At 68.4% G+C, this 15,598-nt stretch carries 12 protein-coding genes; 2 read left to right on the top strand and 10 right to left on the bottom strand.

Annotation, left to right across the window (positions count from 1 at the left end; genetic code table 11):
- Positions 1-23 precede the first annotated feature (23 nt).
- Entirely contained in the window at positions 24-2,717 is a 2,694-nt protein-coding gene (locus LQZ87_RS04055) for a hypothetical protein (RefSeq protein ID WP_230102171.1), read from the bottom strand.
- A gap of 150 nt (positions 2,718-2,867) precedes the next feature.
- On the bottom strand, positions 2,868-3,941 hold the full coding sequence (locus LQZ87_RS04050) for a glycosyltransferase (protein WP_230102170.1): 1,074 nt from the start codon (positions 3,939-3,941) through the stop codon (positions 2,868-2,870).
- Positions 3,942-4,065: 124 nt separating this feature from the next.
- Here LQZ87_RS04050 and LQZ87_RS04045 point away from each other — a divergent pair, with 124 nt between their 5' ends.
- Positions 4,066-5,784, top strand: coding sequence for a DUF4012 domain-containing protein (locus LQZ87_RS04045; protein ID WP_230102169.1), 1,719 nt, complete (start codon positions 4,066-4,068; stop codon positions 5,782-5,784).
- Between the two features lie 13 nt (positions 5,785-5,797).
- On the opposite strand, the gene LQZ87_RS04040 is transcribed toward LQZ87_RS04045, so the two are convergent.
- The 6 genes from LQZ87_RS04040 to LQZ87_RS04015 all read right to left on the bottom strand — a co-directional run bounded on the left by LQZ87_RS04040 (position 5,798) and on the right by LQZ87_RS04015 (position 11,747).
- On the bottom strand, positions 5,798-7,258 hold the full coding sequence (locus LQZ87_RS04040; RefSeq protein WP_230102168.1) for an LCP family protein: 1,461 nt from the start codon (positions 7,256-7,258) through the stop codon (positions 5,798-5,800).
- A complete protein-coding gene (gene purE, locus LQZ87_RS04035) occupies positions 7,255-7,722 on the bottom strand; it encodes a 5-(carboxyamino)imidazole ribonucleotide mutase (protein ID WP_230102341.1) in 468 nt (155 codons plus the stop codon). Before purE ends, LQZ87_RS04040 begins: the two co-directional genes overlap by 4 nt.
- A gap of 121 nt (positions 7,723-7,843) precedes the next feature.
- Positions 7,844-9,004 (bottom strand): 5-(carboxyamino)imidazole ribonucleotide synthase, encoded by a 1,161-nt coding sequence (locus LQZ87_RS04030; RefSeq protein ID WP_290368242.1) that lies wholly within the window; start codon positions 9,002-9,004, stop codon positions 7,844-7,846.
- A 19-nt stretch (positions 9,005-9,023) separates the two neighbouring features.
- Entirely contained in the window at positions 9,024-9,578 is a 555-nt protein-coding gene (locus tag LQZ87_RS04025) for a PH domain-containing protein (RefSeq protein WP_230102166.1), read from the bottom strand.
- Positions 9,579-9,645: 67 nt separating this feature from the next.
- Positions 9,646-10,410, bottom strand: a complete 765-nt coding sequence (locus LQZ87_RS04020; protein ID WP_230102165.1) for a biotin--[acetyl-CoA-carboxylase] ligase — start codon at positions 10,408-10,410, stop codon at positions 9,646-9,648.
- Positions 10,411-10,463: 53 nt separating this feature from the next.
- On the bottom strand, positions 10,464-11,747 hold the full coding sequence (locus LQZ87_RS04015) for a CDP-glycerol glycerophosphotransferase family protein (RefSeq protein WP_230102164.1): 1,284 nt from the start codon (positions 11,745-11,747) through the stop codon (positions 10,464-10,466).
- Positions 11,748-11,844: 97 nt separating this feature from the next.
- Here LQZ87_RS04015 and LQZ87_RS04010 point away from each other — a divergent pair, with 97 nt between their 5' ends.
- Complete coding sequence (locus LQZ87_RS04010; protein ID WP_230102340.1) at positions 11,845-12,870, top strand: glycosyltransferase family 2 protein; 1,026 nt, start codon at positions 11,845-11,847, stop codon at positions 12,868-12,870.
- A 5-nt stretch (positions 12,871-12,875) separates the two neighbouring features.
- Here the strand turns inward: LQZ87_RS04010 and LQZ87_RS04005 are convergent, their stop codons facing one another.
- Both LQZ87_RS04005 and LQZ87_RS04000 read right to left on the bottom strand, forming a co-directional pair.
- Positions 12,876-14,312: a CDP-glycerol glycerophosphotransferase family protein gene (locus LQZ87_RS04005; protein ID WP_230102163.1), complete on the bottom strand. Its 1,437-nt coding sequence runs from the start codon at positions 14,310-14,312 to the stop codon at positions 12,876-12,878.
- Positions 14,309-15,562, bottom strand: coding sequence for a CDP-glycerol glycerophosphotransferase family protein (locus LQZ87_RS04000; RefSeq protein WP_230102162.1), 1,254 nt, complete (start codon positions 15,560-15,562; stop codon positions 14,309-14,311). The genes LQZ87_RS04005 and LQZ87_RS04000 overlap by 4 nt, the downstream gene beginning before the upstream one ends.
- Between the last annotated feature and the right edge of the window lie 36 nt (positions 15,563-15,598).

Here is a 15,598-nt window from a genome sequence, read left to right as displayed (position 1 = left end):
CTAGCCATCGCAGCCGCTCACCCTCACTTGAAGGTGGTGACCGCCGGCTTGCCAGGAGAGTACGAGATCGTGCCGCCTGTGAACGTCTGCGAGCACGTTGTCCCGGAGCAGGTCTCGGCTCCCGTCGGCCATCCGAGCTTGCCCCGCAGCCATCCGGCCGCGCTGTACGCCTTCATCACGGTCGACGACGATGCGAACGTTCCTGCGGCCGATGAATGCACCCAACCGCCCTGGAACGACTGGGCGACGCCATTGCCGTTGCGGTCGGTCACGACCTGCTCGGCCTTCACCGGCCAGCCCAGGTCGCCACGCACCCAGCCCGCCGCGCTGTACCCTGCCATGATCTTGCTGGAGGACGCGTACGTGCCTGCGTTCGACGAGTGGATCCAGCCACCCTCGAACTCCTGAGCGACACCATTGCCCTTCGGATCGGTCACAGTCTGCTCAGCCTTCACCGGCCACCCCAGCGAACCACGAAGCCAGCCCGCAGCGCTGTAGCCGGTCATGATTCTGAGGCTCGACGAGAACGTTCCTCGATCCGAGGCATGCAGCCATCCTGCCGCGTACTTGCGAGCGAGCCCGTTTCCGTTCGGGTCCTTCACGACCTGGACGCCAGCAGCCGCAGCACCGATACCGGTCGCCTGCGGGGATCGGAGCGTTGCAAACGCCTGGGCAGCGATGCCATGCAACGCGACAGCGGGTTTGCCGGGCGAGTAGGCGATCGTGCCCCCTTCGAACGGCTGAGAGCACAGCGTTCCAGAGCAGGTCTCGATCCCCGTGGGCCAGCCGAGCGTGCCACGCAACCACCCAGCGGAGCTGTACGCGGTCATGACGCTCGTCGAGGAGACGAACGTTCCCTTATCCGAGGAGTGCACCCATCCGTTCGCGAACTTCTGAGCCAGCCCGCTGCCGTTCGGATCCGCGATCACCTGGAGCGGTGCCTGTGCGGCACCGAGCGACTTCGTCACGTTCACCTGTTGGGTGGCGGCCGTCTTCATCGCTGCGGGTGTGACGCCGATCTTCGTGACGGCGCCCTGGCCCTTGACGTATCCGATCACACCCTTGGTGAAGGCCTGGGCACACGCCTGCCCGGTGCACGCCTCGTCGCTCGTCGGCCAGCCGAGCTGTCCGCGCACCCAGCCGGCAGCGCTATAAGCCTTCATCATCTCGGTCGACGAACTGAACGTGCCTGCGGTTGAAGAGTGCACCCAGCCGCCTTGGAACTCCTGCGCGACACCGTTCCCATTCGGATCGCTAACGATCTGCTCCGCCTTGATCGGCCAGCCGAGGAAACCGCGAAGCCACCCGGCGCGGCTGTAGCCGGTCATGATGCCCGTCGATGACCAGAACGCTCCTGAAGAGGAGGCATGCATCCACCCGTTCTGATACTTCTGAGCGAGCCCCCCGCCGTTCGGGTCACCCACCACCTGCAGTTCGCCGACCATCGCTCCGACAGTGCTCAGCCCGGGGGATGCCGCATACAACGACCGCTCTGTGAGGCCGAGAGTCGTCGTCGCTGGTTTTCCGCTCGCGTAGGAGATGATCCCACCGTCGAACAATTGCGTGCAGGAGCCGTTGGCGCAGGCCGTCTGCGAGAGCGGCCATCCGAGGCTTCCACGCAACCAGCCGGCCGCGCTGTAAGCCGTCATGATCGGCGTCAGTGAGGAGAACGTCCCCGCCGCGGATGAGTGGATCCAACCTCCCGCGAACTTCTGCGCGAACCCGTTGCCGTTCGGGTCCGTTACGGCCTGCACTACCGCAGCGGGCTTCCCCAGCGCGCCCGAAGCGCCGCCCATGCGCTTCCACTCGGTGGCGATGGCTCCGGTGGGTGTGATCGCCGGGGTCTGCGTCGACCCGAACCAGTCGGTGAAGTAGTTGTAGAAGTTTCGGTTGCCATAGCTCGAGCAGCCGTCGCCCGTCCCGTAACCCGCCTTCAGCGCTGCCGCGTTGGGCTGGTACGGCGTGTAGTAGTAAAGGGCCTCTGTCGCCTTGTTCGCGATATACACGGGCGCCGTACCGCAGGAGGCATTCGGGTGGTAGAGCACCGGCCAGGTCCTGCCGGCCTTGTACCACTGGAAGTACTTGCCCTCCATGTAGATCTGCATCTGGCGCGCAGCGCCGTACACCTGCGCGAAGAAGCCGGCGAATGCCGTGTCGCAGGGTGCCGTATCCGGGCACGCCTGGCCCATCGCCTTGTTGTATCGCCAGTTGCTCGGCCACACGTGGTTCACGAGACCCTGCTCCTTCTGGAGCATGACGATCAGCACCTGCGGATTGATGTTGCAGGCGCGAGCCACCTTGTAGAGAATCCGCGCCGCTGGCTCACTCGAAGCGCCTGCGTACGCCGAGCAGTACTTGTCGGCCGCCTTCGACTGCGTCGGTACTTTCAAGTCCTTGAGGCAGACGAACGGCAGACCGTCCTCGTCCTTGCCGACGACGCACTTCGCGACTTTCCCGTTCAGGAACGACTGGATCTGCGCCTCGGTCATCGTGCCCGAGTTCGTGAACATCGCATCGCTGATGATGTTGCCGGGATTGAACCCGGCAAGCGACGTCTTGACCATGCCCGTCTGCGTCACATCGCCCGTCGACCGCGCGAGGCTCGTCGACGAGGACATCGCTGCAGACGCCGTCGCCGACTCAAGCGGCGCGACCGTGCCGATGACGACGGCGATGGCGGCGACGAATACGGTCAGGAACCGAGTACGGTGACGCACGGATCCGGAGCGTTGGGCACGACGAGACATGTGACTAGTGTGACTGAAGTTGCGAGATGATGCCACTGGGATTCATAGATCCGCATAAGAAACCGGCGTGTCGCACGAACTGTCAGCCAGCGTGCAGGCTCCGAACCCGCACAAAATGCGTCAAAGATCGGCGTGCAGCGCCCACACGCGCTCCGCCGAACTCGCCCACGAGAACGCCTTCGCTCTGTCGCTTGCGAGCACCCTGAGCCGCCGCTCCCCCGCAGCCACGGCATCCACCACCGCATCCGCGATCTCGTCGGAAGACACGAGCATCCCGCCTTCAGCGATCGCGTCGCGATGCCCACCGCTGGCAGCAGCGACGATCGGAACTCCCAGGGTCAGAGCCTCCATCGCCCGCCATGGCCACGCGGACCGTTCGCTGGTCGCCACCAGAGCGGAAGCCGCTCCGAGCACCGCGGCCCGGTCCTCGAGCGACAGCGTGCCGCGGATGTGCGCGCGTCGCTCCGGCAGGCCGGCGGCCGAGGCTGCGTCGGCGAGCCGCGGCTCTGCTCCCTCAGCGACATCCAGCACGACCGCATCGATGTCGGCTGCGGCCGCGGCCCGGAAGCCGGACTCCAACTCGCCGGCAGTCCCGGTCAGCACCACATAGCGCGACGGCAGAGACAGTTCACCCCTGCGCGCACCGGCATCGACCGGAACAGCGAAACCGGTGGGCGGGGCGCCGGCGATCACCCGCACCCGATCGCCGAGCTTCGCGAGCTCTCCGATCCGCTCCGCCATCGCGTGCGAAGGCACGACCACGGCATCGGCATGCTTCGCCGCTCGCCGCAGCATCCCGCGCTGCCAGGCCACCGCGGACTTGGACAGCGTCTGCGGCGCCTCCCACGCATTCAGATCCCACACGGTGATCGCCGTCTGATCGTGATCATGCACTCGGTCGTGCTTGGCGAGCGGTGCCATCAAGGACGGCGCGTGGATCAGTCCTCCACCGACGCCGGAGACCAGACCGAGTTGCCAGGACGCCGCGAGTTCGCGTCGGCGGAGGCCCAACGCGTGCACGGAGGCGACGCCGTCGATCTCAGCCGCCGAGCCGGAGGGGACGATGACCTCCACTGTGCAGTCCTTCGGTGCGGTCTCGACGAGCCCGACGACGAGATCGCGTGCCGCGCCGGCCTGATCGACGTCGACGACGCTCGCGATCTGGTCGAGGACGACGCGCAGCTCAGCACTCATGTGCACAGCGTAATCGCGCAGACGAGCGGTTACACGGATCGCCTCACCCTTCGACGCCCCAGGGACCGGGCTGAACCCGAATCGCGAACATCGGCAGCACGCCGCGACGTGCTTGAATGCAGTCATGAGCGACGGGCGACTGCCGACACGACGGCGTTGGGCCGGGTGGACCATCGCCGTGGTCGCCGTGGTCATCGTGTTCGCGGTCAGCTGGGTGGTCGTCCGCGGCTTCGGCGCGTTCAGCGAGCTCCAGAACCTCCGCCATTCCGCGGCCCAGCTGCGCAGCGCGATCGACGAACGCGCCTACGAACGCGCCGAGCGGATCGCACCCCGCATCGCGGACCATGCCGCCCTCGCCCACGACCTCACCTCCGACCCGATCTGGCGAGGCTTCGAGTTCATCCCCTGGCTGGGCCAGAACCTCACCGCCGTCCGCGAGGTCGCCGAGATCGCCGACGACGTCGCGGACGACGCCGTCGCGCCGATCGTCGCCCTCGCCCCCGACGTCGACCTGGCGACGCTGGGGTTCGCCGGGAGCCGGATCGACCTGACCACACTGCCGACCATCGCCGAGCCCCTCGCAGACGCCGCCTCGGCACTGGCAGGCGCGAACGCTCGGGCGCGCCTCATCGACGCCGAGGTCTCTCTTCCCCCGATCGCGGATGCGGTGCGCGAGGCCAAAGCTCTCCTCCGCGACGCGGCATCCAACGTGGGGGCGCTGCACGATGCGTCCCTGCTGCTGCCGGGCATGCTCGGTGGCTCCGAACCGCGCACCTACCTCATCGCGGTGCAGAACAACGCCGAGCTGCGCTCGCAGGGCGGTGCGATCGCAGCCCTCGTCCTGGTCAGCGCCGATGATGGAGCGATCTCCATCGACCGCGCCATGACCGGACACGATCTTCCCTCGTTGAAGGATCCCGCCCCGACGGATGATGCGGTGGTCGCACTGTTCGGCGACGCCCCTGGTCGCGTGGCGCGCGATCTGACGAGCATCCCGGAGTTCTCCCTGGCCGGGGAGCACCTGGCTCAGCGATGGCAGGACGCGTTCGGCGGCAAGGTCGACGGTGTCGTGGCGGTCGATATCGAGACCATGCGCAGGATCCTCGCGGCCACAGGCGGCGTGACCTTCGATGGATTCAGCGCGACCGACCGGTCACTCGTCTCCATCCTCACCGCCGAGGTGCCGGCGACTGCGGCCGATCCCAGAGCACAGGATGCTGCATTCGCGCATGCCGCGACTGCCGTCCTCACAGCCGCGCTGTCCTCTCAGGAGCCGGCCGCCGTGCTCGCAGCTCTCAGCGGAGCCGCGACCGACGACCGCATTCGTGTCTGGAGCGCCCGCCCCGAGGAGCAAGAACTGCTCGCCGCATCCAGTCTCGCCGGCGCACCGCCGACCGACGGCGAGAGCGCGTCCGACATCGGGGTGCTGTTCAACGACCGGACCGGAGCGCCTCTCGGCGCGTACGCCGACGCGACGATCAGCACGGCCATCGGCACGTGCGAAGGCGCACCCACGACTCAGGTGCGCGTGACGTGGACGAGCGAGGTCCCTGAAGGCATCGCGGCCGCAGCGCCAGCACCGGCTGACGGCGCCCCGGGTGACATCCGAACGCTCATCGCCGTCTACGGGCCGGACGGATCGACTGTTCGCGGCGGGGCGACGACGGCGATGCTGGGCGCCCGCCCTGTCGTCCAGCAGGATGTGACGGTATCCCCCGGCGAATCGACGACCGTCACCGCCACCTTCACCGGCGGTGGCGCAGGCGAACGAGTCGCACGCGTCCACCACACACCGCTCCTCGCGTCACCGGACGTCGTCCGAGCGGACGTCGACTGCGGCTGAATCGCCGCCCAACCTACGGCGTCGGCGTCGGCGTGGCCGTCGGCGGATGCAGCGTCTCCTGCGCCAGTTCACGGATGTGGGCGTAGTCCGGCTCGAACTCGTCGACACCGCTAGCCGGGGTCAACTCGATCGATGTGACCGGCTGCTCCTTGGCCTTCATCATCAGGTCGAAGAACTCCGGCAGCTTGTCCTTGGGGAGGTCGGTGTCGATGAGAACCGTGCCGGCGGCCGCGATCTCGTTGAACCGCGACAGCACGTTCTGCGGTGTGAACTGCTTCAGCATCGCGACCTGCAGCTCGCGCTGCCGCTCCATGCGATCCCAGTCGCTCGTGGTGTAGCGCGACCGGGCGTACCACTGAGCGGTGTCGCCGTTCATGTGCTGCTGCCCTGGTTCGATCCAGCCGATCGCCCATTCATTGACATCGTTGCCGGTCCAGCCCTCGGGCGGTCCACCCTTGGGCAGCCGCTCCGTGACGTTGATGTCGACGCCGCCGAGCGCGTCGATCATGTCGGCGAACCCGTGCATGTCGATGAAGACGTAGTACGGGATCTGAATGCCGAGGATCCCCTCTGCGGCGTCCTTGGTCGCTTCGATCCCCGGAGCGGAGCCGTGGGCGGCCGCATCCGGATACAGGCTCGCGCCCTCGTCCTCACGGCAGACCTCGGCGGCGTAGCGGATGTGATTCACCCAGCCGTTCCATCCGCAGGTCGCCGATGACTGACCCTGGAATCCGTCCGGGTACAGCTCTTGCATCGGGCTGCCGTCACTGAACGGCGGGTGCGGCAATTCACGCGGGATGCCGAAGATCGTCACAGCTCCGGTGTCCGCGTTGATCGACGCGACAGAGATGCTGTCGAAGCGCATGGAGTCGCGTCCGTCACCGCTGTCGGCCCCGAGGAGCAGGATGTTGTAGTACCCGTCGCTGGGCTCGACGCTCGGACCGCTGTTGGCGAAAATGTCTCCGAGGGCACCGCGGCCGGATGCTGCCGCACTGGCTGCGTACAGCGCGCCCCCGCCGACGAGCGCAAGCACGAGCAGTGACGCGATCGGAATCGCCCACCGCGAGGCCGGCGGCACCTTCACCAGACGCACCAGCCGCAACGTATCGGTCGTGAGCACCAGCCACAACACGAAATACCCGATGAGCAGCACCTGCACGAGCGTCAGCACAGCCCACGACAGCGGACCGCTCACCAGCCACACGAGTGTGGAACGCGCGAACAGTGCGATGCCGGCAGCCACGAGGACCAGCAGCCACCCGAGCAGCGTCGCCCCGAGGCCGAACCGTCCGAGCTTGCGATTGCGCCCCGCGAGGATCTGCGCAGAACCGGGAACCAGGACGTTCATCGCGACCAGCCACCAGCCGCGCCGGCCCATGAACGCCGGATCGGCGCTGTCGGGGTTGCGCAGCGGCCGCGGCTCGATCAGCCGGCGGCCGACGCCCGCCGTCGCGTGCGGTGCGGCAAGGGTCACAGGGAATCCTTCAGCCGCTCGTTCTTCTCCGCCACCTGCGACTCGAGGGTCTTCGCGTAGTCCTCGAGACTGTCCGCGATCGCGGCATCCGCCGCTCCGAGAATGCGGGCAGCGAGGATCCCGGCATTGCGAGCACCGCCGATCGACACCGTCGCGACGGGGATGCCGGCCGGCATCTGCACGATGGAGAGCAGAGAGTCCATGCCGTCCAGGTGCGCCAGCGGGACGGGGACGCCGATCACGGGCAGCGGCGTCATCGAAGCGACCATGCCGGGCAGGTGCGCTGCTCCGCCTGCGCCGGCGATGATGACCCGGATGCCGCGTGCTCGCGCCTCGCGTGCATAAGACATGAGCTTGTCCGGCGTCCGGTGCGCCGAGACGACCTCGACCTCGTGCGGGATGCCGAAGTCGGTGAGCGCCTGGGAGGCGTCGCTCATCACGCGCCAGTCGGAGTCGGAACCCATCACGACGCCGACGACGGGCACGCTGGAGGAGTGCAGTTGCTCAGTCACCAACCCAGGCTACTTTCTGGTCGCCGATGTTCGACTGAACGGCGCGACGTTTGGCTCCGCGTTCTCAGCAGATTCAGGCGAAATGTGCGGCGGCGGCGCGGGCCTTGTACACGATGTCGTCGAGGTCGTCGCCCGAGACGTTGACGTGTCCGACCTTGCGCCCGGGCCGTGCAGCCTTGCCGTACGTGTGGATCTTCGCGTCAGGATGCTCGGACATCGCAGCCTCGAAGCGGCTCTCGAAGGTGCCGTCGGCCGGGCCGCCGAGGATGTTGACCATCGTCGCCCACTCGGCGGTCGGTGTCGCATCGCCGAGCGGCAGATCGGCCACAGCCCTGAGGTGCTGTTCGAACTGCCCGGTGACAGCGCCGTCCTGGCTCCAATGGCCGCTGTTGTGCGGACGCATCGCCAGCTCGTTCACGAGGATCCGCTCGTCATCGGTCTCGAACAGCTCGACCGCGAGCATCCCGGTCACCCCGAGGCCCTCCGCGATCAGCCGGCCGATCCCCTCAGCCATGTGCGCCAATCGCTCCCCCGCGCCGGGCGCCGGCGCGAACACCTCGGCGCACACACCATCGCGCTGCACGGTCTCGACGACCGGATAGGCCACCATCTGCCCGCTCGGCCGGCGCGCGATCTGCTGAGCGAGCTCGCGTCGGAAGGACACCAGCTCCTCGACGAGCAGCGCATCGCCGGCCTCGGTCTGCGCGAACCAGTCCGCGGCGTCGTCCGCAGACCGCACGACCCGCACGCCCTTGCCGTCGTAACCGCCGCGCGGTGTCTTCACGACGGCACGGCCGCCGTGGTCGTCCAGAAAGGCCTGCAGCTCGTCGGCATCGGTCACCCGAGCCCAGTCGGGCTGCGGGACATCGAGCTCGGCGAGACGCGCGCGCATGTCGAGCTTGTCCTGCGCGTACCGCAAGGCGTCGGGTCCTGGGTGCACGGCGGCGCCGTCGGCCACCAGGGCCCGAAGAACCTCCTGCGGCACGTGCTCGTGATCGAACGTGATCACGTCGACGTCCTTCGCGAAAGCGCGCACCGTGTCGAGATCGCGGTAGTCCCCGACCGCCGTCGCAGCCAGCTGCGCCGACATGCCATCGGACTCGGCGAGCACGCGGATCTCGATGCCGAGTTCGACCGCCGGGGCGATCATCATCCGGGCGAGCTGTCCGCCGCCGATCACACCGATGCGCAACGCCATGTGGTTCTCCGTTCGTCGGGTCCTATTGTCTCGCACCGGACGAACGGCGCGTGCGTCAGGCGACGGGATCGGTATCGCCCATCGACTGCGCGTCGCGGTGGGCGAGGATCTGGTTCACCTCGATCTGGTCGGCGAGAGCCTCGTGCACCAGAGTCACGTGCGGGATGTTCACCAGGCGCAACGGCGCGTCCAGGCCGTTGGTCAGCGTGATCGTTCCCGCACCCCACATGCGCTGCGGGATGCCGCGGCGCACACCGATCGAGTACCCGCGCACGTGCGACATCTCCCGCCGCTGGCGCGCCCCCATGCCCTGGCGGACGATCACACGGCGGGTGGTCAGGGTGTAGGTGCGTGAGAGCCAGACCGAGTAGGGGACGACGACACCGACAAGGATGAGCGCAGCGGCGGCTGCGAGCAGCATCCAGTTCTCGAAGCCCGCAGGCAGGTTGTCGTAGAAGAACGCCGTCGCCCCGCACACGGCGATCAGCAGCAGCGCTGACCAGAACAGCCCGCGCCCCTGGCTGCGGAAGCGCGCGATGAGCAGCTCTTCGGCAGGCGCTCCCGGCGGCGGCATCATGGGCCGACCTCCGAGGGTCACTGGCTGGGTCATGGCTCCATTGTGCCTGCCGCCGCAGACATCTCACGCCGTGTGACGGCGTGTCCTGGCAGGCCTCGCTTCAGGCGAGCCGCGCGTGCACGACGTCACCCGCCGAGATGAGCCTCTCAGCACCGTCGACATCGACGCACAACCGGCCATCGCGTTCCAGCCTCACGGCCGTACCCTGCAGCGTCGAGTCGTCCGGCAACGACACCTCGACCTCGCGACCGAGCGTCACGCAGCGCGCCGAGACGGCGGAATGCACCCCGCTGCGGTCGGCATCGCCCCACGCGGAGAGCGCGGCGAGCAGCCCGTCCAGGCGACGGAGATAGTCCGCGATCAGTCGGTCTTCGTCGGCCACGGCGCCCAGCGCGGCGAAGGACGTCGCGGTCGGCACCGGCAGCTGGGCCGCCGTCATCGCCGTGTTCACACCGGCGCCGAGCACGATCGCCGATCCGGTCGACTCGGCCAGGATCCCGCAGAGCTTCTTATCGCCGACCAGCACGTCGTTGGGCCATTTCACGCCCACCGGACGATCCGCGAGCTGAACCGTGACGGCATCCGCCATCGCGAGCCCGGCGACCAGGGGGATCCACCCCACCGCCTCCGGGTCGCTCGGCAGCTCTCGGATCAGCACCGAGACGGCGAGCGCGCTCCCTGCCGGCGTCTCCCAGGACCGGTCGAGACGCCCTCGTCCAGCCGTCTGGTTGTCCGTGAGCACGACGGACAGGTGCGGCCATGCATCCGCATCGCTGGACAGGACGCGCATCGCCGCGTTCGTCGACGCCGATTCGGCAAGGTACTCGAAACGGGATGCCACGGCCGAAGCCTGAGGAAAGTCCATGCGACCAGTCTATGAATCCGACCGCGCATCCGTCAGGGGTGACTCAGAGCTCGTCAGAGCTCGTCGTCCTTGTCCTCTTCGTCGTCGTCGTCCTCGTCGGGCGTGATGGCGCCGATCTCGCGGTCGCGCCAGTGCTCCCACAGGCCCATGAGCTGTTCGATCGCCGCATGGAACTTCGCCGTCGCCACCCCGGGCGTGGTGTCGCCGAAGTAGTGCTGCACCCACATGCGCAGCTTCGCGATCGCCTCGTCGTCGGCACGGACCCGGTCGACCTCGGCCACGATGTCGGCCGCCGCGTCCGCCGTCAACCACTCGCAGTCCGAGAGGTACCCCCCGGTGTCGATCGAGGCGCGCTCGTCGAGAGGCCGGGTGATCATCAGCGGCTTGCCGGATGCGAGGCGGTCGTAGACCATCGCCGAGATGTCGACGATCGCGACGTCGGCTGCGGCGAGCTGCCAGCCGAGCTCCGGTCCGTCGTCGTAGATGTGGTTCGCCGCCGTGTCACTCGCGTTCGCCTCAGCGATCGCCGTGACGATGCGCCGGTGCGCGGCGCCGTACTCGTCGTCGACGACACCGCTGCGCGGGTGGGGCCGGTAGACGACCCGGTGCCGGCCTGTGGCGAGCAGCCCCTTCACGAGCGTCTCGCCGTGCGTCGCTATCGAGCCGTAATGGGCGCTCGGACGGTCGCCCTCCCAGGTCGGCGCGTAGAGCACGACGACCCGGTCGTCCTGGGCGTAGGGCAGGGTGCCGGAGTAGTGGTCGGCCTGGGGGCGGCCGATGTCGATCGTCCTGGCATCCACGTTGTAGTGCCACAGTGTGCGGCTGAGCCGGTCGCGCGCGGCCTGACCGGCGACGAACGCGTAGTCGTACGACTTGTACTGGTTCGTGGTCATGTACATCTTGTCGGACTCGCCGTGGTTGATGAACACGTGCCAGCGTCGGCCGTACCGGAACATCTGGAAGTTGCGCGTGTTCTGGTTCACGTAGAGGACGATGCGGATGTCCTGCTTGGCGATGAAGCGCTCGAGGTCGCGAACGGTCGGGACGAACGCGACGGGCGGAGCATCCTCTTCGATCAGCTTCTCGGCACCGCCGGCGTTGCGCGCGAGCACCACGACCGGCCACAGCTTCTGCAACTCGGCGAGCGGGCGGTACCACTGGCGCATCTGGTACATGTTGACCGCGCCGTCGGCGAAATAGACCGCGATCTTGTAGTGCTGCTCCGGGTGGACGGGGCGTGCTGCGAGCGTTCGACGGACGCGCTGCACGGCCTTGCGCGAACGCAGGGCCTTCCGCAGCAGCCGGTACGCCTTCTTGACATCGCTGACACCACTCACCACTCAAGAGTACGCATGGAGCCTGCGCGCGCCATGACATGATCGACGGGTGGAAGAGCACGATTCGACAACACCTGCGACCGGGGTGTCGTTCGTCATGCCCGTGCTCAACGAGAGGGCCTATCTGGAGCACGCAGTGGCCTCCGTGCTCGCGCAGGAGCTGACGGGGCCGAGCGAGCTCGTGCTCGCACTGGGGCCGTCGACGGACGGCACGACGGAGCTCGCCCGACGCCTGGCAGCGGAGGACGACCGCATCCGCCTCGTGGAGAACCCGGCGGCGCACATCCCCGTCGGCCTCAACGCCGCCATCCGCGAGAGCCGCTACCCCACCATCGTCCGCGTCGACGCGCACTCCGAACTCGCACCGGGGTACGCCGAGCGCGCATTGGCGACGCTCGAGCGCACCGGAGCGGCGAACGTCGGCGGTGTCATGCGCGCCGACGGCCGCACGCCGTTCCAGCGGGCAGTCGCACGCGCCTACAACTCCCCGATCGGCCTCGGCGGCGGCGCGTATCACGGCACGACCCACGAGGGTGAAGCCGAGTCCGCCTACCTCGGGGTCATGCGGCGCTCCGTGCTCGACGAAGTCGGTCTGTTCGACGAGTCGGTGCGGCGAGGCGAGGACTGGGAACTCAACCTGCGCATCCGGCAGGCCGGGTACAAGGTGTGGCTGGACCCGAAGCTGTCCGTCACCTACTGGCCACGGGAGAGCTGGTGGCGTCTGGCCAGGCAGTTCCGCGCGACCGGCGCGTGGCGCGGCGAACTCGTTCGCCGGTACGGCCGCAGCAACGGCCTGCGCTTCTTCGCGCCACCCGCGCTCGTCCTGAACGTCGCACTCGCGCTCATAGCCGGAGTTCTGCAACTCACCCGCGTGCTCGGCTGGGTCGCCTCGGTCGTGGCATCCATCGTCTATCTGCCGCTCATCGCCTACGCGTTGCTCGTCACCGTCATGGCCCTGAAGCCAGGAGGCGGGCGCACCCCGAGAGAACGGCTCTGGACGCTGGCAGTGCTGCCGACGATGCACCTCTCGTGGGGTCTGGGGTTCATCAGCGGCGTGCTGCGCGGCGCACGTGACACCGTGGATGCTTCGCGTCTCGGCACCCGGAACACGCCGCTGCCGTAGCCGCCTCAGCCGTCGATGTACCCGAGATCGATCAATCGGGAGACGACGCGCTCCGCCGCTTGACCGTCGTCCAGGCCGTTGAACTGACGCCGCCATGCGGCGTATCGCTCGGCGTACTGCGCGGGCACGCCCTCGTCGAGCACCGCGGCGACGAGGTCGTCCTGCGACCCGACCAGCGGTCCAGGCGATCGCTGAGCGAGGTCGAAGTAGAAGCCGCGCAGCTGCCCCCGGTAGTGCTCGAGGTCGGGGACGAGGAAGTACATCGGCTTGCCGGTGACGCTGAAGTCGAACATCACCGAGGAGTAGTCCGTGATCAGCGCATCGGCCACGCTCAGGAGCCGTGCCGTCTCGGAGAAACCCGTCACATCGATAACCCGCGCTCCGCCGTGGTCCTTGCCGGGTCGCAGCGTCCGCGAGTGGCCGCGCACCAGAACGACGGCATCCGTCTGCTCGGCGAGCAGCTGCGGATCCACGAAGTCGACGATCTCCGACCGGTCGTCACGCCACGTCGGCGCGTACAGCAGCACCTTCTCGTCCTCCGCGATGCCGAGCTGCGCACGCGTGGCTGCGCCGTCGTCGGTGCTGAGCATGTCGTTGCGCGGGTACCCGTCGGTCCAGATCGGCTTGCCGAAGAATGCGTATGCCCGTTTGAGGATGCGCTCGGAGTACAGGTTCTGCGCGAGCAGCACGTCCCAACGACGTGATTCCTTGACCACGGCGGCCATGCGCCGCGGGTCGAACCCGGGGCGGTGCAGCGCCAGACGTTTCAGCGGTGTGCCGTGCCAGGTCTGCAGAACCTTCTGGCCCGGTTTGCGCGCGAACCGTCGACGCAGCCAGTCGTTGACGACGAGCAGGCGGGCAGCTCCCCGTGCGCGCCACCACTCCGGGCTCCCCTCGACGATCGCCACCGCACCCTCTGGCACGGGGACGGACAGGTCGACGACGCTCCAGTACCGGGTCACGCCCGGTGCTCGACGTGCGAGCTCACGGTCGATCGCACGCGGATTGCAGCCTGCGCTCTGTCCGTAGAAGCTCTCGAAGAACACCGCGTTCTCGTCGCCGCCTGCCTGAGCGGCGTAGCTCGCCTCGAGCGCCGCCTGCCCGCCTGGCGACTCGTTCTCCTGATCGAGCGGCGGCGCGATCTCGACGTCGGCGCCGTGGATCGAGATCCGCAGCGTCGGCAGCAGGCGCACCTCCGATTCGATCGCCGACAGATCGACGGCGTCGACCGCCAGCCGGTACGACCCTGACGGCAGCGGAAGCTCCTCGCCACCCCACCGCGACGCCCGAAGCGGGAACGCCGCCTTCCAGGTCTTCCCGCCCCCGGTGATGACACCGTCGACGCGCGCACGGGCGCCGGCCAGAACCGCAGACGCGGGTCGGGGTCCGACCCCTGCGATGATCAGTCGCTCGGCCTGCTCGTCGATGCGGGCAGTCGTCATCGTTCTCCTCTCGGCGCGGAGATCATCCGCGCGCGGATCGCGTCGTACACGCGCCGCGTGTTGCGACCGTCACGATGGGCATGCATCCGAGCGCTGAGCGCTGCGGACTGCTCGGAGCGCTCGGCGAACGCGCGCTCATCGGTCAGCAGGCTCTCGAGCCGGTCGGTCAGCGCGGGCCAGTCGGCGGTCGCGCTGCCGCCCGTGACGGCCTCGTAGCGGCCGTAGAAACCACGCGTTCGCGCGTAGTCCGCGGCGTCCGGTGCGAGGTAGAGCACGGGCATCGCGAGCAGTCCGACGTCGTACGCCATCGACGAGTAGTCCGTGATGAGCACGTCGATGCCCGGGAGCGCTGGCGTCACGTCAGAGAGGACATCCGACCCGAGCATCCGCACGCGGGCGCTCGGGAGGGGTGGCTGGTAGGAACCGGCTCCCAGCGGATGCGACCTCACGAACAGGACCGCGTTCTGCTGCTCGAGCAGCGCGATGATCCGCACCCAGTCCGCCGCCGTCGGCACGGCAGGGTCCTCTGCCCCGTCGCGCCACGTCGGCGCGTACAGCACCGTGCGGGCGTTCGGCGGAATGGGGCCGGCGGTCGCTTCGAGGAGAACGGATGCCGCCTGCCGGCGCTCGTCGCTCGTGCCGGCCGAGAGCACGTCGACGCGCGGTTCTCCGGTCACGATGACACGGCCGCCACCGAGTGCGAAGGCGGATTCCAGTCGTCCCCTGGAGCGATCGGATGCCGCAGGCATCAGGGAGATGCGCTGAGCCGTGCTGCGGTACAGGACCCCGACGAGCCGGCGCAGCAGCGAAGCTCCGGGCACATCAGGGACCTGGGTCGTCGCCGAGGAGTCCAGACCGATGCGCTTGAGCGGGATTCCGTGCCACAGCTGGACGAGAAACGCGCCCGAGGTCGCGTAGCGGTTCACATCGCCTTGCCCGTGCGTGACGACGAGGACGCCCGCTCTGGCGGTCGCCCACCAGCCGCGCAGCGAGGACTTCGCGATCGTCGGGATGCCCAAGGATGCCGCATCCGCGCGCTCACGGGCCGAAGAGACGAGCCAGACGGCATCGCGCCCCTCGTCGGTCGCGACCCGCCACAGCGCCAGCGCGCCGTCACCGATCCCCGCGCCGCAGCCGAACACCCAACGGCGACCGCGCGGAACGACGAGGGTTCCTATGCGTCCTGCGGCATACAACGGCATCCGCAGCAGCTTGGCCGCGTTGCCGGAGCCGAAAGAGAAGGACGCCACCCCGCGAGCCTATCGCGGGTGGCGTCCTTCTCCCTG

Source organism: Microbacterium sp. Bi121 (assembly GCF_918698005.1).
Classification (GTDB): Bacteria; Actinomycetota; Actinomycetes; order Actinomycetales; family Microbacteriaceae; genus Microbacterium.
Note: the sequence above shows the minus strand (reverse complement) of the source record. Positions and strands in the feature narration are given on the sequence as shown.